We start from the raw sequence: 22,201 nt of genomic DNA, 5'->3' as shown, positions 1-22,201 counted from the left end.
AACTATCAAAGTAGCGTATGGAAATGGTACACTCGCGCGTTTACACTATTAAGAAACGTATTCAGGAGACACGAACATGGCCAGCAGAGGCGTAAACAAGGTGATTCTCGTCGGTAATCTGGGCCAGGACCCGGAAGTACGCTACATGCCGAGTGGTGGCGCAGTTGCCAACATTACGCTGGCTACGTCCGAATCCTGGCGTGATAAAGCGACCGGTGAGATGAAAGAGCAGACTGAATGGCACCGCGTTGTGCTGTTTGGCAAACTGGCTGAAGTGGCCGGTGAATATCTGCGTAAGGGTTCTCAGGTCTATATCGAAGGCCAGCTGCGTACCCGCAAATGGACCGATCAGTCCGGCGCCGAGAAGTACACCACTGAAGTGGTGGTAAACGTTGGCGGCACCATGCAGATGCTGGGTGGCCGTCAGGGCGGTGGCGCACCGGCAGGTGGCGGCCAGAACCAGCAGCAGGGCGGTTGGGGTCAGCCTCAGCAGCCACAGGGTGGCAACCAGTTCAGCGGCGGCGCGCAGTCTCGTCCGCAGCAGCAGTCCGCACCGGCACCGTCTAACGAACCGCCAATGGACTTCGACGACGACATCCCGTTCTAAGCCTTTCGCGCTTAGTCGTAAAAAAAAGCCCCGAAAGGGGCTTTTTTATTTCTGGTTCGCGTAGCGTTGTAAAAACCGGGTGAAGTCGCTGAAGCTGAGCGGTTTCGAAAAAAAATAGCCCTGCAAACAGTCAATCTCATTCGCCTTGAGATAGGCCACTTGATAGTCATACTCAACGCCTTCCGCCGTCGTCAGGATATTCATCCGCTTTGCCATATCAATCACGCAGTCAATCAGCGGCGTCGCGGTGTCCTGCGAAATCTGCCGGGTAAACATGCGGTCAATCTTAATGCTGTCAGGATTAAGGTTGGTGATAAACGCCAGGTTGGAAAACCCCGTGCCAAAATCATCCAGCGCGATTTTAATGCCGCTGCGCTTAATGTGGGCAATCTTCGCCACAAGCGCATCGCTGATATCAATGTTTTCGCGCTCGGTAATCTCAAACACCAGGGTGATGCCAAGCTCCGCAAACGTGGCTGCCCAGTCATCGATAAACCGATCGAAGGAATTGTCCACCACATGCGCATGGCTGATGTTCAGGTTGAGCTTAAAGCCCGGCTGAAAGGTGGCACCACCCTGCCGCAGGTCGTGAACTACCTGTTCCAGCAAACTTTCCGTCAGGTCGATAATCAGCCCGGTGCTTTCCGCCACCGGGATGAAAACGTCAGGAGGAATAAAGCCCAGCTCGGCGTGATGCCACCTTGCCAGTACCTCTGCTCCCGCCACCGTGTTGGTTCTGGCGCAAATCAGCGGCTGATAGTGCGGGTGAATTTGATGCTGTCTGATGGCGCTGGCCAGCTGCGCGTACAGAGAATGGCGGCGGAGCGCCAGCAGCCAGGTCAGAGTCGCCATGATGGTCGACATCGACAAAATAAAGGCGATGGAGAGCCATGAGGCGGTCACGAACCCAATAATTTCGCCTATCTCCGGCCTTCTCCATGCCAGCGAGTACAAGGATGAGTGGGCCGGAAACGGTTCATAGTTGGCAAATTGTGCCGTCGCGAGTGACCCTTTTTGCAGCCCGGCGGCGTTCAGCGTTTTACCTGATACCTGAATAATCAGATCGTTGCCCATTACCTCCAGCAGAAAGCGCAGGTCGGACGCGACGTAAAGCGTTCCCTGAGGAAAATGGCTTATCAGTGAAATAACGCTAATGTCGGGGGCACTAAGGGCGTTCGACATCCACACCGTTTTATCCAGCGGAAGCCGGTAAGTGACGCTGGCGTGTTTATTCGCTAACAGAGAAGAACAGCTAATGTGCTGATTGTGAACGAAGTTTATCGAGTAAATATGCATATAGCGGCCCGGCAGCATATTCAGCGCTTTCTCGACGTTAAAATTGCAGACTTTGCCCAGCAGCGCTGACGCCTGGCGGGAGGCTTCATGCGCATCCCGCAGCATGCTGTCCAGAATCGACTGCACGTAGCGCGCCTGCTCCGCCATGCGCTTTTGATGGTTATCCAGCCCGTTAATCATCGCCAGCGTAGTGGTGACCACCAGCGTAAGCAAAAACGCGATACCGGCGGCCAGTACGCGGTTTTTGGTCTTACGCAAAAAATTTTGCTGATACATGGTGGTGCGCCTTACGCGCGTTCCGGCTGCATATACTGCTGATGGAAGGCCTCTTTGCTCACCGGGCGAGAGAACAGGAAACCCTGGCCGTATTTCACGCCGTGACGCAGCATGGTGGAGACATGGGTGTAGTTTTCGATGCCTTCAATGACCACGTCCACGTCGACATCCTCCACGTACGCCAGCATGGCGAAGGTATTGTCGAGGCGGTTTGCGGCTAGACAGCTTCTGTCGAGCTTGATGTAGTCGGGCAAATAGAGCGCCAGCCGCGACCGGAGCTTTTCCAGACAATCAATCCCGTCCCAGGCCAGGTTGATCCCCGCATCGTGCAACATATCGAGGTTCTGCTTCACCGTCTCATCAAGCTGGTCAGCGCCATCGGTGATCTCAAACACCAGATTGCGTGGCGCGAGCGGGTGCGCAGCAATCAGCGCAAGCACGCGGGCAGCAAAGTGGCTGTCCTGAAGCTGCACCCAGGAGATATTGAACGTAAAAAGCTGGTTATCAAGATGCTCGCGCGGCTGGCCGGCAAGAAATTTAAACGCCTGCGCCAGGATGTAATCCCCCATCGGCAGAATACCGCCGGTTTTTTCCAGCTCGCTGATGAACAGATGAGGCGGCACAATATTGCGCCTGTGCGTGCCTCGCACCAGCACTTCGCCGCCGATGCAGACAAACCGTGAGAGATCGAAAATCGGCTGGATAACGAAATCGATACCCGAGTCGAGTTTATTTTTTTCGACACACTGCACGACAAAATGCGTACTCTTTTCCATGCCAGCCTCGTAGCCACAACAATACAGCCTTAAACGACACAAACGCCGCCCAACTTAACCGGGCGATCAGCTGGCGATGATTTTATTTTTACCGCTTTTCTTGGCCTGATAGAGCAGTTTATCGGCACGGCCCAGGGTGTCTGGCAACGAGGTGCCTCCCATCTTGCACAGCCCCGCGCTAAACGAGACGTTAAGATCGTGTTCTCTGAACGACCGTGTATTCACCGTAATTCGCCACTTTTCGAGGTAGCTTAATGCTTTTTCGGCGCTAATCCCCTGGAACAGAACCGCAAACTCTTCTCCGCCGTAGCGGTAGAGGGTGATATTTTCCAGACCGCGCAGCCGCGAGCCCAGTTCAGCCACGGTTTTCAGCACCAGATCGCCTACCGTATGCCCCCAGGTATCGTTAATCATCTTGAAGTTATCGATATCCACCATCGCCAGATGGGTGTTCGGCTCACTGTTACAGCGCGCCGCATCGGCATCAAACGCGCGACGGTTTTTCAGCCCGGTAAGCCCGTCGGTCAGCGCCTCGTGCGCCGTTTTCTCCTGCCGCTGCTGCGAGCTGTGGATCTCTTCGAAAATCAGCTCCTCCACGCTGGCGGGCTTGATCGTGCCGCCGCGGATGCTCGCCGCAATGCGCATAAAGATGGCGTTAAGCGCGGCTCGGGTCGACCACCAGCAGAAGAGCAGGGCAATAAGCGCGCACAGCGTTCCCCAGAGCGTGCTCAGGCACTGTTGAAAGGCAAGGTTGTTTAGCTCGCTCTGCTCCACTTCGTGCACCAGCAGCCAGGACTGGGAGCCGACCGTGCGGTAGGTGTAGTAGCGGTCGTCCATCACGAAGTCGCCGCGATGCTCCCGGGCGTTCAGCGCGATAGCTTTAAGCCTCTGCGGGTCGAACTGGTAGCCCGGATTGATCACCAGCTCGCCCTGACGGTTCATCACAAAGGTCCGACTCTTCATGGGGGGCAGCGCGGTGCTGAGGATCTCGGTGCTTTTTTCCATGTCCAGATTCAGCGCCAGAACGCCCGTATTCGACCCGTCCGAGCCGTTAATGATGGGCAACGAAATGGTAATTACGCGCTCTCTGTGAGCGAAAGGGTCGCGGCTGACGCTGTAGTGCGCCTCGTCCGAGTCTTCGATGGAAATCGAAAACCACGACTCTTTGCGTGGGTCCCATTTCTGCTCTTGATCGTCGCTAAGCGGGACATAAGGAAGGCGGATATAGCTGCCATTATTGTCCACGTGAATGATTGAGAGGGCGTCCGGCATAATGCGCAGGCGTTCGATCATCCAGTTGCGCAGCGTCCTGTCGTTTTCGTGTATTTTGTCGAATTTATGCTGATCGGCGGCGATGCGCGTCATTTCCCGCACGATACGCTCGTAACCATCCAGATATTTATCAAGGAACGATGCGACATTGCTGATATATAGACGGTTATGTCTTTTATTCGCTTCCTGCGTGGCGGTCCATTGCGAAAGGGCAACCAGCGTACCGACCACAATAAACGTCACGGCAAGTACGGCGAAACAAATATTTAACGGCCTTCTGAAATTCAAACTGTCGATCACTGATAACTCCGGATCATTCTCGTTATACCAGACAAGAGGTATGTACTTAGCGGGATAATGGCAACTCGTTGAGGAAATGTTTAAATGCGTTGGGATAATGGCTCTGAACTACAAACAGTTAACAACGAGTAAAAATAACGCTGAAGACAAAGGGTACCTGCTCACTTTTTGATTGTCAAAGTCGATCGAATAATAAATATTGATCGATGAAATCAATCATGATTTTTTTGGAAAAAATACATAACTATTATCGATCGATATATTCACATTGATTGGTTAAAACGATCTTTATGGTCGTAAGTTTTTGGTTAGTATTAATATAATCAGTATGTTGCATGATGTTGTATGGCGAGGGAGAGGCTAAAGCGAATGCAATGCGTTCGTTATGAAATTAATGTGGGTTTTATGCCAAAAGGGCAGGAAATACCCTTTCCTGCAATAAGGAAAATCTATTTCCTGCAGAATAACAGATGTTAATTATTCGTTTCTTAAATCGTATTCAATGAGCGTCCAGTTAACGGGATAACCATTTTGCCAGGGTAATGTTTCTCCCTTTTTAACATTTACAACATTCGTTACGGCAGAATGATCGATTTGCCATAAACCACTTTGTGGGCAAATATTCCCGCTGGCGCGTTTAATCCCCAGAGGACGCCGGGTGGGATCCGTTTGGGAGCCATAGGCGGCAACCGTCGCCATGGTCAGATTACTGCTGTCTATTTTCATCGCTCATTTTTCCAGAGTTAATACATTCCGTATTAAAAATGCGACAAAATTTGTACATAACTTAACAGAATTGCTGCATTGTCCATTCATATAACTACGGTGAATGGTTTATATTGCAATAAAGCCTCTCCTTCGCCACAATAGCCGCCCTTTTGAATGAAAGTTGAACAAAAATGAAACACCGCTGCTTTAGCCTACTGTTTTTACTAACATTATTGTTTAGCGGCGGCGCGATGGCGATAAACTGCCAGCGCGCGGTCACGCCGCTGGAGAATACCATTTGCAATAATGACAATCTCCACTGGCTGAATAGCACCCTCTCCCTGATCTATAACCAGGCGATTCTGGAGGAGGGGGTAGCAGACATCGATAAAAAATATGACGAGTGGGAAAAGCTGCTGGAGAAATGTACCTCAGACACCTGCATAGAACGTGCTTACTATGCCGGCATCAGTGCGATCTCCGACACCGACCGTAATTTCAAATGGGAAGGAAAATGGTGGAACATGCTGGCGCCCAATATGAGCGGCGGCGTGATCCAGTTCAGCCGAAACGCCCAGTGGAGCGTCACCCTGGATATTCGCGCCTGGGCAGGCATCAATGAAGACGAATTTACCGCCGAAGCAAGGCGGCTGTACGGCATGCTGGCCGTTGAACGCGTGGTGGACACCAGCAACTGCAAGCTCTTGCTGATCCCCAGAAAGGACGGCTCGTTGCAGGTATACAGTAATTCCGACTGGGGATGCCGTTTATCCATGCCCACCGGGGTGTTCCTGGACGGCGCGTATAAGCTTTCCGAAACCGACCCCCGGCCAAAAGCCACCTTGCTCTCTCTCGGTATCTTCCCGGATAGCGCGTTGGATGAGAAATTCCGCGCCCTGGTGGGGGAGGATTATCAAAACTTCGTCGACAGTGCCAACGTCTATATCTACCAGAACGATATCGACAATATCGGCGCGCGCGTGCTCTCAATGTGGGTTCAGGGTGCCGCGAACAGCCGCACGGCTATCATCATGTACACGCCAAAAGGCGAGATTTGGGCAGGCCGGATCTCTCCGGTGAAAGGTGGCGGGCTGGAACTGCGCTACTACAGCACCGACGGCAGCGACCAGCGTAAAATGCCGCGTACGCTGGCCGCCTGGAAGGTGCGTTTTCTCGACGAGTAGTTACGCCAGCGTGCCGACGATGGTGAGATCGCTGTCGTCCGGCACTTCGTTGTACGACAGCACGTGCAGGTTGCTGGCAAACAGACGCCCGTAACGTGAAATCAGCGGCCGCAGCTGAGGCGTCACCAGTAGCAGCGGCGGCAGACCCTTCGCTTTCATCTGCTCCTGAATCACAGGCATCGTGTTTTGCAGCTGCGTCAGGATGTTCGGATCAACGGCAAAACTGTCCAGCGCCACCTTGCCGGTTTGCTGAGACTGGTTCAACGCTGCCAGCAAAATATTCTCCAGCGCGTTATCAATGGTATAAGCCGCCAGCTTTTGCCGATCGCCGTTAATGGCGTGGAGGATGGCGCGGCGCAGCGCGTAACGCACGTCAGCGGTAAGCAGAATCGGATCCTTGGTCACGGCTGAGCTTTCCAGTAGCGTAGAGGCAATGGTGACAATATCCTTCAGGGACACCTGCTCCAGCAGTAGCTGCCGGTAAATGCGCAGCAGCAGGCTAAAGTTGAGCGCATTCGAGAGATCTTCCGCCAGCTTCGGCGCCTGCAGCGCCAGACGCGCGTGCAGGTGGGTGATATCGTCATAATTAAACAGCTCCGGCAGATGCTCGCGCGCCACCTTGTTGACGTGCGTTGCCACCACGCTGGCGCAATCCACCACCTGATAGCCCAGGTTCAGCGCTTTGGCCTTCTGGTCAGGATCGATCCAGACGATCGCCATGCCGTAGGCCGGATCGGTATCCAGCACGCCGTCAATTTCGCCGTACAGCTCTGCGCCTGGAATGGCCATCAGCTTCTCGGCATACACTTCGCCGAGCGCCGTGCGGATGCCATTGATGTAGATCGCGTACTGGGCGGGCTTCAGGCGGAAGTTCTCCCGGATGCGGATCTCCGGCAGCAGCACGCCACACTGTTCAGACACCACCTGACGCACGCCGCGAATACGCTGCGATAGCGGGCTTCCTTTCGCCGTATCGATAAGCGTCACCAGCTTATAGCCCAGATTCAGCCCAATCGGCTCGACGAGCGGAATACTTTCCCAGTTAATCGCAGGCGTCGCGTCCGTTGCCAGCGCGTCGCTAATGGCGTCGTAGTCGGTCTCTTCGGCGGCGGGCTTCACGATCTTGCTCTGTCGCCAGGCGGCAAACAGCAAAAGGGCGGTGAAGCACAGGAACGCGATGTGCGGCATGCCGGGGACAATCGCCAGGATGAACATGACGAAGGCGGCGGTATACAGCACCTGCGGTTTCGCCAGCAGCTGCGTTTTAATCTCATCGCTGACGTCGTCGCCGTCGCTGACGCGGGTCACGATAATCGCGGCGGCGGTGGCGAGCAGCAGGGACGGGATCTGCGCGGCCAGGCCGTCACCGATGGTCAGCAGAACGTACTGCTGGAAGGCGTGACTGGCATCCAGATTGTATTTGAAGATACCGATGCAAATCCCGCCGATGACGTTGATGACCAGCACCATGATCCCGGCGATGGCGTCACCACGCACAAACTTCGAGGCACCGTCCATCGCACCGTAGAAGTCGGCCTCTTTCGACACCTCTTTACGGCGGTCTCGCGCCTGGTTTTGGTTAATCAGCCCGGCGTTAAGGTCGGCGTCGATCGCCATCTGTTTACCCGGCAGGGCATCCAGCGTAAAGCGGGCCGACACTTCAGAAATACGTTCCGCCCCTTTGGTGACCACCACAAAGTTGATGATCATCAGGATGATAAAGACCACGAACCCGACCACGAAGTCGCCGCCAATCACCACCTGACCAAAGGCTTCGATAACCTTACCGGCCGCGCCTTCGCCCTCATGACCATGCAGCAACACCACGCGGGTAGAGGCGACGTTCAGGGTAAGTCGCATCAGCGTGGTGATCAGCAGCAGCGTCGGGAAGACGGCAAAATCCAGCGGACGCTGCATATTGACCGCCACCAGCAGCACCACTACCGCCAGCACAATGTTGAAGGTAAATAAGATATCCAGCATCAGCGGGGACAATGGCAGCATGACCATTGCCAGCACGCACAGAAGCAGTACCGGAACGCCTATTCGCCCTTTACTGAGTATGGCAAGCGCCTGCTGTAACTTACTATTCGCCATCGGCTTTTAAGACCTCTTTTGGAATGTTTATCTGCCTGTTCAGGCGGGGTTTTTGTTCAAGCTGGCCGGTACGCCAGGATTTAATCTGCATGACGTAGGTCAGCACATGCGCAATCGCGCGAAAAAGCTGGGCCGGAATTTGCTGGTTTACGCGGGTGGTGTGGTAAACCGCACGCGCCAGCGGTGGGAATTCGACCACTTCAATCTGGTGATGGCGAGCCACGTCCCGGATATGGAGCGCAATATCGTCCATGCCTTTTGCCACGATGTAGGGCGCTTCGGCTTTTTTCGGATCGTATTTGAGCGCAACCGCGTAGTGCGTCGGGTTCGTGATAATCACGTCTGCCTCCGGCACGGTACGGTTGATCTGCCCCATCGCCATCTGACGCTGAAGCTGGCGTATACGGCCTTTGATCTGCGGGTTACCGTCGTTGTTTTTGTACTCTTCTTTCACCTCTTGCTTGGTCATGCGCATTTTTTTGGTGAACATGAACTTCGCCAGCGGCACGTCGAGCAGGGCGAAGATCACAATCACCGCAATGAAATAGACCAGCACGTGATGCAGAATGCCAAACCCGTGATGAATCGCCTGACTCAGGCTCAGCCGCTGCAGGTGCAGCAGCGGGTTGAGCGAGCTGTGCACCATGGTGTAAAGCACCGCCAGAATAATGCCGCACTTGAGCATCATCTTGCCGACGTCAACGTAGTGGCTGCTGGAGAACATGCGCTTCACGCCGCTGATGGGGCTGAGTTTTTTAAAGTCGGGCTTGAGCTTTGAAACGGTGAACACCCAGCCGCCCGGGACCAGGCTTGCCACGATGCAGGCGAGGGGGATCGGTGCCAGGGTGATGATAAAGCGGATAATCACCCACACGTTCAACATCAAAAACTGGCTCAACGCCCCCTGGTCATCCAGCCGTCCCGCCATCATGCCGACCGAGGTAAAAGACTCCTCGACCAGCGTTTTGTAATAGGGGAAAAAGGTGCCCATGGTGATGAACGACGCCAGCAGGCCCACGGCCATAGTGAGATCTTTGGAACGCGGGAGATCACCCTTTTCGCGCGCTTTGCGCAGCTTTTGCGCTGTGGGTTTTTCACTTTTATCGCCACCGGCCGCCATCAGTGCGTCCTCACGGCTTCGAGCCTGGCCAGGATTTCGGTGGTCAGGTTGAGATAGTGGTCGGGAATATTGGTCATCATCATCGAAATACAGAGCAGGCCAAACAGCATGCTGATTGGAAAGCCCAGCGAGAACAGGTTGAGCGTAGGCGAGACGCGGTTAAGCAGCCCGAAGCCGCCCTGCACAATCAGCATTACAAAGGTGGTCGGGATCGCGATAAGCGTGGCCGACGACATAATCCAGCCCAGGCTCTGCACAATCAGCAGCAGGGTGGGTTTATTGATGGCCTGGCCGATGGGCCACCAGACAAAGCCTTTGTAGAGAATAGTGACCACCAGCAGGTGCCCGTCCATCACGAAAAACAGCAGGCCGCAGAAGATGTAGATCATCTGCGAAATCACCGTGGTTGAGCTGCCGTTCACCGGGTCGTTCATCATCGCCATGCCGAGACCCATATTCATTGAAAGAATATGTCCCGCCGTTTGCAGCGCAACGAAGACCAGCTGCATCGCCATGCCAAACAGCATGCCCCACAGCAGCTGTTCACCGATGAGCAGGACAGTGCGCATCGACATCAGCTCGGTGATCAGCACTTTTTCCGGCAGCATCGGGGTGATGATTGCCGCCAGCGCCAGTGCCAGCACGGTTTTGATACGTCGGCTGAAGGCGCGGTTGTCCAGCACCGGGCAGAAGTGCAGAAACGCCAGAATGCGGAAAAACGGAAAAACCAGCGCCAGCAGCGGGTTGATCAGCGTAGAGATATCAATGCCCATTGCCCGCTATCCCACCAGCGCCGCCGCCTGCTGAAAAATATTGACGGTGAAATCTACCAGTTGGGTAAGCATCCATTTACCGCCAATAATCAGCACCGCCAGCGTGACCAGAAGGCGCGGCAGGAAGCTCAGCGTTTGTTCGTTAATTTGCGTGGTCGCCTGAAAGATACTGACGCACAGGCCGACAATCAGGCTGGGAATAATCGCTACGGCGGAGATAATCAGCACCAGCTTAATGCCGGTTGCCATGATGTCCCCGGCAATGTCCATCGTGACCATTGCTAAAGCCCCTGCACGCTGGAGGTAAGCGTACCGACAATCAGCGTCCAGCCGTCGCACAGGACAAACAGCATCAGCTTGAACGGCAGCGAAACAATCAGCGGCGAAAGCATCATCATCCCCATTGCCATCAGGATACTGGCGACAATCAGGTCAATGACCAGGAAAGGAATGTAGATCATAAAGCCTATCTGGAACGCGGTTTTCAGCTCGCTCAACAGATACGCCGGGGTCACCACCGTTAAATCCTGCTCTTTCGGATCGCCCGTCACGCCCGCAATCGTCATCATCTGCGACATGGCTTTATTGCTGGTTTGTGCCAGCATAAAGTTTTTCAGCGGCGCTTCCGCCTTGCCGAACGCCTGCTTCATGGTGATCTCGTCATTCTGAAACGGCACGATGGCGTCCTGATAAATGGTGGTCCACACCGGGCGCATCACCAGCAGCGTGAGCGCCAGCGCAATCCCGGTCAGGATTTTATTGGGTGGACTTTGCTGCAGGCCGAGCGCCTGGCGCAGGATCGCCAGCACGATGATAAAGCGCGTAAAGCAGGTCATCATCATCAGCATCACCGGGAGCAGACCCAGCAATGTCATCAGGATCAGGATTTCAATTTTGACGTTGTAATCCTGGCCGCCAGCGGTAGTGGACGAACTGAACAGGGTGATATCGCCGTTCGCCGCCAGCAGTTGCGGAGAGACCAGTAAACCGCCCAACAGCAGCCACGGCAGGGCGGTGCGCAGGTGCAACGTCATCTTGTTAACTCGCCCAGCTCTTTGCTATTGAATTCGAGAATGCGCAGGCCGTACTTATCGTTCAGCACAACCGCTTCCGCTTTACCAAACAGGATGCCGTTGACTTTAATATCCAGCGGCTCGCCGGCCATTTTATCCAGCTCAATCACCGAGTCGTGACCGACGGTCATCAGCTCTGCCAGCGACACCTCAACGGAGGCCACTTCCAGCGTCAGCGTGACGGGTATACGGCTGAACAGCGCCATTTTGCGCAGATCGTCAATGCCTGCCGGCGATTCCGGTTCCGCCTGGATGTCCATGCGGATATTGCCCTCAACGGTCTCTTCACGCGGCATCTCGCCGAGATTCAGGTCGCCAAAATCCAGGGACTGGCTCAGGTCTTGTTGCAGATCACTCATAATGCTTCTCAATGGTTCTGTCGTTAAATTCACAGAGTAATAACTTGCCGCGATCTTCAGCGATTTTGGCGTCAAAAATCTGTTCTTTGCCGATATACACAGGAATGTTTTCGTTAATATTGACCGGGATAATATCCCCCGGCTTTATCCGCGCCAGCTGGGCCACGGTGAGGTTGAGGCTGGTCACATGGCCGTGAAGCTTCAGCGGCAGACCGTAAAATATCCTTTCGATTTGGGCGGGCGTCGGCGGCGCTTGTCGGCTGGTGGCCTGATCGGCGTCAGGCGAGCGCAGTTTTGCCAGCAGGTGATCGACATGCGCGTTATCAAACAGCAGGGTAAAGCTGCCCTGCTCATAGCCTTCGAGGGTAAAGGTGACGCACCAGGACCACTGATTAATGACGGTGGTGTTATCACTTTTAATCTCAACGTCCTGGCCGAACGTCTCTTTGTCGATTAATAATCGCGTGAGATCCAGCCCAATTTTATTTTTCAGGCGATCTTCGGTTTTTGTCACCGGCTGATGAACGTCCAGCGATTTATTACGGCTCTCTTTTCCCAGTCCGTAATAATCGTGAAGTATTTGCAACAGCAGCGTGCGTTCAATACTAAAGGCCATTGATCCAAACGGCGTTGAAAAGAGCTGCGTATTTTTATATGTCTGGTCGATGGCAAAGGTCATCGACTGCAGCGCGACGTTGACACGCAATTTTTTCAGAAAATAAATGCTTAAACGCGCATCGAAGATATCAAAACTGTCGTTCATCATCTTGGGCAATTTATGCCACGGACGTCCAAGCTTGCTCACGTCGAGCTTTACCATATCGGGGAGCGCCTGACGTTGGTAGATTCTGATTCGCTGAGGAGCTGCTTGCATAGATCTTCCGGATAACGATCGCCGTAAGCATAAAGCAGATGTCTTTACACATTGCTTAGCGGCATAAAAATATTTAAGTTTTGTTTAACCGTGTCGCTTTGTGAGTGAGTCGGTCTGCGTCACTATAAAGCCATATTGTCGGGTGGCTTTATTAGGGATATGAATTAGACGCTGTTCGTCTGTCATAATCAAGATGCCATGGATTATTAATTCGTTATTTTAGCTCGATTAATGTGCATTAATAAATCCTGTAACTTAATGATTTTTAAGGATTAAGATTTTAATACCCATTAAAAACAAGACAATTCCTAACGGTGAGTTATAATGCGCTCCAGTCATGAATTCCCGTATTGAAAAATACCCGGTTAATTCGCTGTTATCCATATTGAATAGGCGTCTTTTGATAATGTACCTGAAAAGGTGCAGCGGGCCCGTATTCGCTCCAGGTTAACAATTAGCTTAAATGTTGGTGAGTTGTTATGAGTATTGTTATTGAACATGAAGCCCATAATGAAAATGGATTTGTTGCCCGTGCGCCAGAAAGCATAAATGTATTTTCATTAGCCCGTCGTGTTGCTAAATATAATGTGTCGGTACTCATTACAGGCGAGACGGGTACAGGCAAAGAGTGCGTTTCCCGCTACATTCATGAAAATGCCTTAGGGGCAGATGCGCCTTACGTTGGCGTCAATTGCGCGGCGATTCCGGAAAGTATGCTCGAAGCCATTTTATTCGGCTACGAAAAAGGTGCATTTACCGGTGCGGTTACCAGCGTGGCGGGTAAATTTGAACAGGCCAACGGCGGAACGCTGCTGCTGGATGAAATTGGTGATATGCCATTAGCCCTGCAGGCGAAATTATTACGCGTATTGCAGGAGCAGGAAGTCGAACGTCTGGGAAGCCATAAAAAAATCCCTCTGGATATTCGTCTTGTAGCGTCTACCAATAAAGATTTGCAGCAGGAAATTGCGGAGGGACGTTTCCGTCAGGATCTGTTCTACCGTATTTCCGTGGTGCCGATTCATATCACGCCGCTGCGCGAGCGCCGTCTGGATATTATTCCAATGGCGATGCGTTTTATCGCTAAATATAAAGCCTTTCATAAAGGCAATATTCGCCTGAGCGAAGAGGCCCGTCAGGCGCTGCTGACCTATGACTGGCCGGGCAACGTGCGCGAGCTGGAGAACGTGATTCAGCGCGGCATGATCCTGAGTAACGGTGAAGTGATCACCGCCAATGATTTTGGCCTGCCCGTTCCGGCCACGATGACGGCCACGTCAGGCGTCGATTTGATGCCCGCCTACCGCGAAGCGCAGGCTGCACCGTCGGCCATCGGCAACGTTAAGCTGCACGGGCGTATGGCGGAGTACCAGTACATCATCGAACTGCTGAAACGCCACAACGGCAATAAGTCGAAAACCGCCGCGTTTTTAGGCATCACCCCGCGCGCACTGCGCTACCGACTCGCCTCGATGCGCGAAGAAGGTATCAATATCGAGTGCTATTCCTGATGCGTGCAAGAGACTAACACCATGGACAACATTACCGCTCTCGGTATGCAGGCCCGCCAGCAGGCGATGCTGGACAGACTGCACAACACCGCCGCCGTGGCCTCCTCGGGGGGGATCGGCGCGTCGACGTTTATTGCGCCAGGTGCCGATTTCCAAGGCGTGAACAGCGCACGCGATCTCTCTTTTTCGCAGGTTCTGAATAACGCTATCGACAACGTTGATGCCATGCAGCACGCCGCAGGGGCAAAGCAAAAAGCCATTGAGCTGGGTCAGAGTGACGATCTGGCCGGGGCGATGATTGAATCGCAAAAAGCCAGCGTGGCCTTCTCCGCCATGATGCAGGTTCGTAACAAGCTCACCACTGCGCTCGACGAAGTGATGAATACTCCGCTGTAAGGTTTCCCTCGTGCTGACAAAGTTAAAAGATACATTTTCTGCCCTCCCGCTGCCGACCGGGCGCATCAAACCGCAATGGCTTATGGCGGCGGGTGGTGTGCTGCTGGTGGCGGCGATCGTTTTCTCTCTCTGGCGCAGCAATCAGGGCTATGTCGCACTGTACGGCAGCGATGAAAAACTCCCGGTGGCGCAGGTGGTTGAGGTGCTGGGCGCAGAGTCCATTGCGTATCGCATCAATCCTGACAACGGCCAGATCCTCGTTCCGGAAGATAAACTCCCGCGCGCGCGTATGGCGCTGGCGGCAAAAGGCATTACCGCCGTGATGCCGGACGGCTACGAGCTGATGGACAAAGACGAGATGCTCGGCAGCAGCCAGTTTGTGCAAAACGTTCGCTACAAGCGCAGCCTGGAGGGAGAACTGGCCCGCAGCATTATGGCGCTGGATCCGGTCGAGAATGCGCGCGTCCACCTGGGGCTGAGCGAGTCCAGCTCGTTTGTGATGACCAACAAACCCCAGAGCAGCGCCTCGGTGATGCTCCAGCTGCGCTACGGCAAGCATCTTGATGAACAGCAGGTGGCGGCCATTGTCCAGCTGGTGGCGGGGAGCGTGCCGGGTATGCAGCCGGGCAGCGTGCGCGTGGTGGATCAGGCGGGCAATTTACTCTCGGAAAACGGCCAGCAGGGCGGCACCAGCATGGCGAGCATTCGTCAGGGGCGTGACGTCATTGAGCGCATCAAAAACGAAACCACCAACAATATTGCCGCGCTGTTGTCCCCGCTGTTTGGCAACGAGAATTTCCGCATCAGCGTGACGCCGACCGTTGACATGAGCAGCGTCGAAGAGACGCAGGAGCGCCTGGGTAAAGAACCCCAGGTCAGCGATGAAAATATCTCGCGCGAGAACACCACTAACGAGCTGGCGATGGGTATCCCCGGTTCGCTCAGCAACCGCCCGGTAAACCAGCCTGCGCCCGCTACCCCGCCGATGGCGGCTAACGCGCAGACGGCACAAACCGAGACGCAAAACCGCACGCCCAGCTCGCTCTCCAGCCGTTCGCAGGAGCAGCGTAAATATGCCTTCGACCGCGACATTCGTCATATCCGCCATCCCGGCTACAAGCTGGAGAAACTGCGCGTGGCGGTGGCGTTAAACCAGGCGGCTAAGCCGCTCGCCAGCATGACGCCGGAACAACTCACCGCCTTAACCCGGCTGGTGGAAGACGCGGCGGGCATTGAAAAAGACCGCGGTGATTCCCTGACGCTGGACCGGCTGGCCTTTATCGACAGAACGCCAGACGGCTTCCCGGAGCCGAAGTGGTGGCAGGACCCGAACATTCAGTACTGGGGGCAAAACGGCGGCATCGGCATGCTGATCCTGCTCGCGCTGCTGTTCGGCCTGCGTCCGCTGGCGCAGCGCTACGGTCGACGTGAACCTGTCGAGCTGGCGGCGATTGAAGGAAGCGCCCAGACCGAGGCGATTGAGAACGACATGGTAACCACCGAATCCGGTCTGACCGGCCTGCCTGGCCCGGCGTTCAATCAGGACACCGAACTGCCGCCGCAAAGCTCTGGCCTTGAAACCAAGGTGGAGTACCTGCAAATGCTGGCGGAAAACGAAACGGAACGTATGGCTGAAGTACTGAAACAATGGATCAACAGCAATGAGCGAACTGACAATACGTAACAGCAGTAAGGGCAGCGTCAAAACAGGACGCAGCCGACTGGAACAGGCCGCCATTTTGTTGCTCAGCGTGGGCGAAGAAGCGGCGGCGAAAGTGATGCAGAAGATGAACCGCGATGAGGTCATTCTGCTGAGCGACACCATGGCGCGTCTGCACGGCGTAAAAGTCGATCACGCCCGCCACGCGATGAACAACTTCTTTGATGACTACCGCGAGCAGAGCGGCATCAACGGCGCGTCGCGCAGCTACCTGCGCGGGATCCTCGAAAAAGCGCTGGGCGGCGAGATTGCCAGCAGCGTGATCAACGGCATTTACGGCGATGAAATCCGCCACCGTATGGCGCGCCTGCAGTGGGTGGATGTCCCGCAGCTGGCGGCGCTGATCGAGCAGGAACACCTCCAGCTTCAGGCCGTGTTCCTCGCGTTTCTGCCCCCGGACGTGGCGGCGGGGGTGCTGAGCGCGCTGTCCCCGGAGCGTCAGGATGAGATTGTCTGGCGCGTGGCGCGCCTGGACGACGTTAACCGCGACGTGATTGACGAGCTGGACCGGCTCATCGAGCGCGGCGTGGCGGTGCTTTCCGAGCACGGTTCAAAAGTGGTTGGCATCAAACACGCGGCCAACATCGTCAACCGCATTTCCGGCAACCAGCAGCAACTGCTCGACCAACTGCGCGAGCGCGATGCCGACGTGGTGGATGAGCTGGAAGAGGAGATGTACGAGTTCTTCATCCTCAGCCGTCAAACCCCGGCGACGCTGCAACGCCTGATGGAAGAAATTGCCATTGAAGAGTGGGCGATTGCGCTTAAGGGCACCGAGCCGGTGCTGCGTCAGGCCATCTTCAACGTGATGCCGAAACGCCAGGTGACGCTGCTGCAATCCACCACCACCCGTCTGGGGCCGGTGCCGGTGAGCCGTATCGAACACGTGCGTAAAGAGATCATGGCGACGGTGCGCCAGCTGGCGGAAGAGGGCGAAATTCAGGTTCAGCTGTTCACCGAGCAGACCATGGAGTAACCCATGTACAAAAAACAAAGCTTACCGCTGAGCGCCCTGACCAACAGCCGACAGGCGGTGATTAAACCGCGTCTGCACAAGTTTCCGCCGCTGCGCAAACGTCGCGTGGCCCAGAGTCTCCCCGACGAGATGCGCCACGTCCCGGACGATGCCGCCCTGCAATCCCAACTGCAGCAGGGCTTTCAGGAAGGGCTGAACAGCGGTTTCGCGCAGGGGCTGGAAGAGGGCAAAGAGGAAGGATATCAGGAAGGATTACGCCTCGGTTTTGACGAGGGGGTGCGCAAGGGCCGCTCTGAAGGCAAAACGCAGGCGCGCCAGCAGTTCCTCGAAGCCGCGCACCCGCTGGACAGCATTATCGCCTCGATGGAAAGCTTCATGGCGAATTACGAACAGCGTCGCCGGGAAGAATTATTGCAGCTGGTGGAAAAAGTGACCCGCCAGGTGATCCGCTGCGAGCTGACCCTGCATCCGACGCAAATCCTTACCCTCGTGGAGGAGGCGCTTGCCGCGCTGCCGCAGCAGCCGGAGCAGGTCAAAGTGCTGCTCAACAGCGACGAGCATCGCCGCATCAGCGAAGCGGAGCCGGACAAAGCGGCGCACTGGGGGCTGACCGCAGACCCCGACCTGCCGCCCGGCGAGTGCCGGGTGATCACCAATACCACCGAGATGGACGTGGGCTGCCAGCACCGCCTCGATCAGTGTATGGACGCTCTGAAAGCTAACCTGCTGCCGGAATCGCACGATGAGTGATCACGATTTCGAGCAGGTCCTGCGCTCGCTTGAAAACATTAACCTCGCCCGCGTGGCCGGAAGGCTGGTGCGCGTGGCGGGCATTCTGCTGGAGTGCGTCGGCTGCCGTCTGGCCGTGGGCCAGCTGTGCCAGGTGGAAGGGGGCGAGGGCGAGCTGATTGACGCCCAGGTGGTCGGGTTTGACCGCGACGTCACCTTTCTGATGCCCTTCAAACAGCCTGCCGGACTGATGGCGGGCGCGCGCGTCTTTCCGATGGACAAACAGCACGGAGTGCTGATTGGCGACCAGTGGCTCGGGCGCGTGGTCAACGGCCTTGGCGAACCGATCGACGACAAAGGCAAGCTGACCGGCGATACCGTGCTGCCGCAGCAGCTCCCGCAGGTTCATCCGCTAAAACGCCAGCCGGTTGCGGAGCCGCTCGACGTTGGCGTGCGGGCGATCAACGGCCTGCTGACCATTGGCAAAGGCCAGCGTGTGGGGCTGATGGCGGGCAGCGGCGTGGGGAAAAGCGTGCTGCTCGGGATGATCACCCGCTACACCCAGGCCGAAGTGGTGGTGGTTGGGCTTATCGGCGAGCGTGGACGCGAGGTCAAAGAGTTTATCGACCACTCGCTGGGCGAGGCGGGACGCCGTAAATCGGTGATTGTCGCCGCCCCGGCGGATGAGTCGCCGCTGATGCGCATTAAAGCCACCGAGCTGTGCCATACCATCGCCAGCTACTACCGCGACAAAGGCAAGGACGTGCTGCTGCTGGTCGATTCCCTTACCCGCTATGCCATGGCGCAGCGTGAGATCGCGCTCTCGCTGGGCGAACCGCCTGCCACTAAAGGCTATCCGCCGTCGGCGTTTGGCCTGATCCCGAAGCTGGTTGAAAGCGCGGGCAACAGTGAAAGCCTGGGCTCCATGACTGCCATCTACACCGTGCTGGCAGAAGGTGACGATCAGCAGGACCCGATTGTCGACTGCGCGCGCGCCGTGCTCGACGGCCATATCGTCCTCTCGCGTCATCTGGCAGAGGCCGGGCACTATCCGGCGATTGATATCGGTCAGTCCATCAGCCGCTGTATGAGCCAGGTGACGGAACAGGATCATCAACGCGCCGCCCGCACCCTCAAGCAGCTTTACGCCGAATACCAGAGCATTAAGCCGCTGATCCCGTTGGGTGGCTACGTGGCGGGAGCCGATCCCGTGGCCGACAGAGCGGTCAACCTCTCGCCGGCGATAACCCGTTTCCTGCAGCAGGAAGTGCAGAACGCGGCCCCGCTCGGCAACACCATTGCCGACCTTAACGCGCTGGCCCAGGCAGGATAATTCGCGATGAGCAAACTGATTACTACCCTTGAACAGCTACACCTGCTGCGCAACCGCGCGGTGAACGATCTCAGTGCCCGTCTGGCCTCCCAGCAGCAGCTGTGCCAGCGGCTGGAGAAGAATATTGACGCCCTGACCCACCTGGCGAACAACAGCGTGCAGGAGATGCAGGGCAGCGCAACGCTGCTGTGCAATCAGTCCGGCTATAAGCGCCATATTCAGCGCGTGATCGACTGGCAGAAGCAGGAGCAGGCGCTGGCGCACGTCGAGGCTCAAAAACTTCAGGGCAACCTGCTGGCGGAGTCTCGCCGCGAAAAAAGCCTCGAAGTGGTGCTGGAATCGCGTCGGAAAGAGCATCGTCTGGCGCAGGAGCGCCGCGATCAGAAAACCACGGACGCGGTCTCCGCCCAGTGCTGGCTGCGTCAACAACAGGCACAGCGACACCGATAAATGAGCAACCTGATGCAGACGCTGCTGAAACGCCAGCAGCAGAAAAAGACCTACGCGACCCCGTTTGTGAGCGTCGTCTGTCCGACCTGGAATCGCCGGGCGTTTTTGCCCTATCTGCTCTATATCTTCCAGTATCAGGACTACCCGGCCGACAAGCGCGAGCTGATTATTCTTGATGATTCGGAACAGAGTAACGAAGACCTGATCGCCATGATGGTCGACCCTGCGGTGGGTAACGTGCGCTACGTGCACAGCCCGGAGCGGCTCGATCTCGGTAAGAAGCGCAACATGCTGAACGAGATGGCGAGCGGCGAGTACATCCTCTGTTTTGACGATGACGACTATTATCCGCCGACCAAAATCAGCACGCAGGTGGCGGCGATGCAGCATAACAACGCGCTGTTTTCCGGTAGCGACACCATCTATATCTGGTACAGCCATCTCGATAAAATTTACCGCACGCACGCTTTTGGTGAGCGCCATGCGCTCAACGGCACGTTCGGCTATCACCGCAACTTCCTGAAAAATCACCGTTATGAAGACACGGCCACCCTCGCGGAAGAGCAGGCGTTTCTGAACAATTTCACCGCGCCGATACAGCAGATCGATCCGCGCGACGCGATTTTGTGTATCTCCCACAGCGCCAACACCTACGACAAAGATTTTGTGCTTGGCTCCTCCACGCCGGTGGACCTGACGCTGGAGGATTTTGTCACCGACCGCAACCTGCTGAGCCACTACCGGCGTCTGAGCCAGGCACCGCTGAGCACCTCGGTGGACTGGGCCGCGTTTGACAAGGTGGCGGTGATGTATGACCCGGCGCAGCCCGAGGTTCTTGCGGCGCAGCTGCAGGCGCTCTCCTCGCTGGGGCTTGATAACCACCATCTGGTGCCGTTCGCCCGCGACCCCGGCCATAGCGAGCTGGAGGCGCACATTCAGGTGCTGGACGTGGCGCAACGTGAGCAGTGGCGCAGCGTGGTGCTGCTTGATGCTCGCCTGAAGTATGTGCGCAAAGAGAACTCGCTGAAAACGGTCAATCAGCTGCTGAGCCGTTTGCCGCATATCGACTGGCAGGTAGTGTTGCTGGGGGCGCGATATAACGACATCTCGCTTCTGAAAGCGTTGCCCGGCGTAGCGCGTGTGCTGAGCGCCGGTTGCGGCTGTGCCTATGCCGTTAACGGCAGCTATATCCCGACGCTGCGTGATTTTTACCAACAGGCGCACGAGCATGGCGTCAGCCTCGACGCCTGCTGGCCCATGCAGATGCAGTCTCACTGCTGGCTGGGGTTACAGCCCAGCTTTGCCTTTTTACCTGAGATCCCCGATCCCGCCAGCGGTGACGTTATCGACTGTACCCACTGGTTTTTTCGCAAAAACTTTCAATGAGTATCGCCGCCACTGTAGCGGCTGGAGCAGCATGTATGGAATTGATAGAACAGTACCAACCTGAATACGTGATCAGGTTTAACGCACGCGACGCGGCGTGCGAATGCCCGGCCTGTCAGGACGCCGCTGGCGACTGGCCAAAAACGCGTCTGACGGTGGGAAACCAGCAGCGAGAGAGCCTCAACGCGGCCTGCGAAAGCGCGGCGCGGGAGATCCTGCTAAACCCGGAAGCCTTTATGCTGCATTCCGGCGAAACCGAAACTGACGGCATTGCGGAGCATAGCCTCTGGGATGAAGCCTTAAACCAGCAGTGTATAAACATGGCGGTCCATCCAGGGCTGACGCTGGAAAGCCGCCTCTACGCCATCGGCGTGCTCCTCAGCAAGGCGCAGCGCTATCGTGATGAGAACCAGTGCGACCCGCAGGATCTCATCGCCATGGGCGAACAGCTTGCGCAGCTGGCTGAGGCGGGCATTTTAAACGAGCAACTGTCTCTGCTGCCGCCGATTGAGGTGAACCGCGTCGAGGCGCTGGGCGAGATGGGCGCAATGCGCCTGAACCTGAATGTGCCGGGTATGCAGAAAATGATGCTGATGTTCAAGCTCAGCGAACTGGCGGTAATGCAGCCGGCACGACTGCAGGAACGTTTACGCGAACTCGATGCGAAACAGATCCCGCTCTTTTCTGAGCAGCCCTTCATTGTGCACAACGTCCTGCTGTATCGTTTGTACGGCGACTATTTCCCGTGCCGTAACGTCAGCAACTATGGCGTGGCGTTAAAATCCTTAACGCGGCAGTTCTTCCAGTTGAAGATGCTCTGTGCCATGTGGCTTGAAGATAACGCACAATTAACGGCAGATGAGTTTACCGGGCTGTTCAGCGCGTGGTACGCCTGGCAGGCTCAGGATGCGAGTGAAGACGAGAATGATGTCAGTGCGGATTTCGTGCTGCTGTGTGGATTATCGTTAATCTGAAAAAAGCGGCT

22 protein-coding genes are annotated in these 22,201 nt (G+C 55.9%); 11 read left to right on the top strand and 11 right to left on the bottom strand.

From position 1 onward, the window contains the following. Positions 1-76 precede the first annotated feature (76 nt). On the top strand, positions 77-607 hold the full coding sequence (ssb1, locus tag I6L58_RS11135; protein WP_006177466.1) for a single-stranded DNA-binding protein SSB1: 531 nt from the start codon (positions 77-79) through the stop codon (positions 605-607). A gap of 45 nt (positions 608-652) precedes the next feature. Here the strand turns inward: ssb1 and I6L58_RS11130 are convergent, their stop codons facing one another. The 4 genes from I6L58_RS11130 to I6L58_RS11115 form a co-directional block, all read right to left on the bottom strand. Further along, entirely contained in the window at positions 653-2,179 is a 1,527-nt protein-coding gene (locus I6L58_RS11130; RefSeq protein WP_088209308.1) for an EAL domain-containing protein, read from the bottom strand. An 11-nt stretch (positions 2,180-2,190) separates the two neighbouring features. Then, the gene (locus I6L58_RS11125; RefSeq protein WP_058610808.1) at positions 2,191-2,955 is read right to left on the bottom strand and encodes an EAL domain-containing protein; all 765 of its coding nucleotides are present in this window, start codon (positions 2,953-2,955) and stop codon (positions 2,191-2,193) included. A gap of 66 nt (positions 2,956-3,021) precedes the next feature. Then, a complete protein-coding gene (locus I6L58_RS11120; RefSeq protein WP_140418828.1) occupies positions 3,022-4,470 on the bottom strand; it encodes a sensor domain-containing diguanylate cyclase in 1,449 nt (482 codons plus the stop codon). Between the two features lie 534 nt (positions 4,471-5,004). Continuing rightward, on the bottom strand, positions 5,005-5,253 hold the full coding sequence (locus I6L58_RS11115; protein ID WP_137273370.1) for a hypothetical protein: 249 nt from the start codon (positions 5,251-5,253) through the stop codon (positions 5,005-5,007). 173 nt (positions 5,254-5,426) lie between these two features. Here I6L58_RS11115 and I6L58_RS11110 point away from each other — a divergent pair, with 173 nt between their 5' ends. After that, on the top strand, positions 5,427-6,419 hold the full coding sequence (locus I6L58_RS11110; protein ID WP_006177461.1) for a lysozyme inhibitor LprI family protein: 993 nt from the start codon (positions 5,427-5,429) through the stop codon (positions 6,417-6,419). Here I6L58_RS11110 and I6L58_RS11105 read toward each other — a convergent pair whose 3' ends face one another. The 7 genes from I6L58_RS11105 to I6L58_RS11075 are packed head-to-tail and all read right to left on the bottom strand — an operon-like array spanning position 6,420 to position 12,715. Then, positions 6,420-8,516: a flagellar biosynthesis protein FlhA gene (locus I6L58_RS11105; RefSeq protein ID WP_006177460.1), complete on the bottom strand. Its 2,097-nt coding sequence runs from the start codon at positions 8,514-8,516 to the stop codon at positions 6,420-6,422. Then, positions 8,506-9,639: a flagellar biosynthesis protein FlhB gene (flhB, locus tag I6L58_RS11100; RefSeq protein WP_176399450.1), complete on the bottom strand. Its 1,134-nt coding sequence runs from the start codon at positions 9,637-9,639 to the stop codon at positions 8,506-8,508. Before flhB ends, I6L58_RS11105 begins: the two co-directional genes overlap by 11 nt. After that, positions 9,636-10,409, bottom strand: a complete 774-nt coding sequence (gene fliR, locus I6L58_RS11095; protein WP_088209311.1) for a flagellar biosynthetic protein FliR — start codon at positions 10,407-10,409, stop codon at positions 9,636-9,638. Before fliR ends, flhB begins: the two co-directional genes overlap by 4 nt. Before the next feature lie 6 nt (positions 10,410-10,415). Next, positions 10,416-10,688: a flagellar biosynthesis protein FliQ gene (fliQ, locus tag I6L58_RS11090; RefSeq protein WP_006177457.1), complete on the bottom strand. Its 273-nt coding sequence runs from the start codon at positions 10,686-10,688 to the stop codon at positions 10,416-10,418. Between the two features lie 2 nt (positions 10,689-10,690). After that, a complete protein-coding gene (fliP, locus tag I6L58_RS11085) occupies positions 10,691-11,443 on the bottom strand; it encodes a flagellar type III secretion system pore protein FliP (protein ID WP_006177456.1) in 753 nt (250 codons plus the stop codon). Then, the gene (locus I6L58_RS11080) at positions 11,440-11,841 is read right to left on the bottom strand and encodes a FliM/FliN family flagellar motor switch protein (RefSeq protein WP_006177455.1); all 402 of its coding nucleotides are present in this window, start codon (positions 11,839-11,841) and stop codon (positions 11,440-11,442) included. Before I6L58_RS11080 ends, fliP begins: the two co-directional genes overlap by 4 nt. Continuing rightward, positions 11,834-12,715: a FliM/FliN family flagellar motor switch protein gene (locus I6L58_RS11075; RefSeq protein WP_088209312.1), complete on the bottom strand. Its 882-nt coding sequence runs from the start codon at positions 12,713-12,715 to the stop codon at positions 11,834-11,836. Before I6L58_RS11075 ends, I6L58_RS11080 begins: the two co-directional genes overlap by 8 nt. Positions 12,716-13,194: 479 nt before the next feature. Here I6L58_RS11075 and I6L58_RS11070 point away from each other — a divergent pair, with 479 nt between their 5' ends. From I6L58_RS11070 to I6L58_RS11030, 9 genes are read left to right on the top strand one after another with little or no spacing between them, the layout of a single operon-like run. Then, a complete protein-coding gene (locus tag I6L58_RS11070; protein ID WP_006177452.1) occupies positions 13,195-14,226 on the top strand; it encodes a sigma-54 interaction domain-containing protein in 1,032 nt (343 codons plus the stop codon). Between the two features lie 21 nt (positions 14,227-14,247). Next, positions 14,248-14,622, top strand: a complete 375-nt coding sequence (gene fliE, locus I6L58_RS11065) for a flagellar hook-basal body complex protein FliE (RefSeq protein WP_088209313.1) — start codon at positions 14,248-14,250, stop codon at positions 14,620-14,622. A 10-nt stretch (positions 14,623-14,632) separates the two neighbouring features. Continuing rightward, complete coding sequence (gene fliF / locus I6L58_RS11060; RefSeq protein ID WP_088209314.1) at positions 14,633-16,306, top strand: flagellar basal-body MS-ring/collar protein FliF; 1,674 nt, start codon at positions 14,633-14,635, stop codon at positions 16,304-16,306. Then, the gene (locus I6L58_RS11055; protein ID WP_006177449.1) at positions 16,284-17,318 is read left to right on the top strand and encodes a flagellar motor switch protein FliG; all 1,035 of its coding nucleotides are present in this window, start codon (positions 16,284-16,286) and stop codon (positions 17,316-17,318) included. The genes fliF and I6L58_RS11055 overlap by 23 nt, the downstream gene beginning before the upstream one ends. A gap of 3 nt (positions 17,319-17,321) precedes the next feature. Next, complete coding sequence (gene fliH, locus I6L58_RS11050; protein WP_088209315.1) at positions 17,322-18,068, top strand: flagellar assembly protein FliH; 747 nt, start codon at positions 17,322-17,324, stop codon at positions 18,066-18,068. Continuing rightward, positions 18,061-19,380, top strand: coding sequence for a flagellar protein export ATPase FliI (gene fliI / locus I6L58_RS11045; protein WP_006177447.1), 1,320 nt, complete (start codon positions 18,061-18,063; stop codon positions 19,378-19,380). The genes fliH and fliI overlap by 8 nt, the downstream gene beginning before the upstream one ends. 6 nt (positions 19,381-19,386) lie before the next feature. Then, a complete protein-coding gene (gene fliJ, locus I6L58_RS11040) occupies positions 19,387-19,830 on the top strand; it encodes a flagellar export protein FliJ (RefSeq protein WP_006177446.1) in 444 nt (147 codons plus the stop codon). Then, positions 19,831-21,216 (top strand): glycosyltransferase family 2 protein, encoded by a 1,386-nt coding sequence (locus tag I6L58_RS11035; protein WP_058610805.1) that lies wholly within the window; start codon positions 19,831-19,833, stop codon positions 21,214-21,216. Between the two features lie 35 nt (positions 21,217-21,251). Next, the gene (locus tag I6L58_RS11030) at positions 21,252-22,190 is read left to right on the top strand and encodes a hypothetical protein (protein WP_176399447.1); all 939 of its coding nucleotides are present in this window, start codon (positions 21,252-21,254) and stop codon (positions 22,188-22,190) included. The last annotated feature ends 11 nt before the right edge of the window (positions 22,191-22,201 follow it).

It is taken from the genome of Enterobacter cancerogenus, from assembly GCF_019047785.1.
GTDB classification, from domain to species: Bacteria; Pseudomonadota; Gammaproteobacteria; order Enterobacterales; family Enterobacteriaceae; genus Enterobacter; species Enterobacter cancerogenus.
Note: the sequence above shows the minus strand (reverse complement) of the source record. Positions and strands in the feature narration are given on the sequence as shown.

Bases quoted from the DNA above. Each gene is read 5' to 3' on its own strand.
- ssb1 (WP_006177466.1), top strand. From the start codon at position 77: ATGGCCAGCAGAGGCGTAAACAAGGTGATTCTCGTCGGTAATCTGGGC.
- I6L58_RS11130 (WP_088209308.1), bottom strand. From the start codon at position 2,179: ATGTATCAGCAAAATTTTTTGCGTAAGACCAAAAACCGCGTACTGGCC.
- I6L58_RS11125 (WP_058610808.1), bottom strand. From the start codon at position 2,955: ATGGAAAAGAGTACGCATTTTGTCGTGCAGTGTGTCGAAAAAAATAAA.
- I6L58_RS11115 (WP_137273370.1), bottom strand. From the start codon at position 5,253: ATGAAAATAGACAGCAGTAATCTGACCATGGCGACGGTTGCCGCCTAT.
- I6L58_RS11110 (WP_006177461.1), top strand. From the start codon at position 5,427: ATGAAACACCGCTGCTTTAGCCTACTGTTTTTACTAACATTATTGTTT.
- I6L58_RS11105 (WP_006177460.1), bottom strand. From the start codon at position 8,516: ATGGCGAATAGTAAGTTACAGCAGGCGCTTGCCATACTCAGTAAAGGG.
- fliR (WP_088209311.1), bottom strand. From the start codon at position 10,409: ATGGGCATTGATATCTCTACGCTGATCAACCCGCTGCTGGCGCTGGTT.
- fliQ (WP_006177457.1), bottom strand. From the start codon at position 10,688: ATGGTCACGATGGACATTGCCGGGGACATCATGGCAACCGGCATTAAG.
- fliP (WP_006177456.1), bottom strand. From the start codon at position 11,443: ATGACGTTGCACCTGCGCACCGCCCTGCCGTGGCTGCTGTTGGGCGGT.
- I6L58_RS11080 (WP_006177455.1), bottom strand. From the start codon at position 11,841: ATGAGTGATCTGCAACAAGACCTGAGCCAGTCCCTGGATTTTGGCGAC.
- I6L58_RS11075 (WP_088209312.1), bottom strand. From the start codon at position 12,715: ATGCAAGCAGCTCCTCAGCGAATCAGAATCTACCAACGTCAGGCGCTC.
- I6L58_RS11070 (WP_006177452.1), top strand. From the start codon at position 13,195: ATGAGTATTGTTATTGAACATGAAGCCCATAATGAAAATGGATTTGTT.
- fliE (WP_088209313.1), top strand. From the start codon at position 14,248: ATGGACAACATTACCGCTCTCGGTATGCAGGCCCGCCAGCAGGCGATG.
- I6L58_RS11055 (WP_006177449.1), top strand. From the start codon at position 16,284: ATGAGCGAACTGACAATACGTAACAGCAGTAAGGGCAGCGTCAAAACA.
- fliH (WP_088209315.1), top strand. From the start codon at position 17,322: ATGTACAAAAAACAAAGCTTACCGCTGAGCGCCCTGACCAACAGCCGA.
- fliI (WP_006177447.1), top strand. From the start codon at position 18,061: ATGAGTGATCACGATTTCGAGCAGGTCCTGCGCTCGCTTGAAAACATT.
- fliJ (WP_006177446.1), top strand. From the start codon at position 19,387: ATGAGCAAACTGATTACTACCCTTGAACAGCTACACCTGCTGCGCAAC.
- I6L58_RS11035 (WP_058610805.1), top strand. From the start codon at position 19,831: ATGAGCAACCTGATGCAGACGCTGCTGAAACGCCAGCAGCAGAAAAAG.
- I6L58_RS11030 (WP_176399447.1), top strand. From the start codon at position 21,252: ATGGAATTGATAGAACAGTACCAACCTGAATACGTGATCAGGTTTAAC.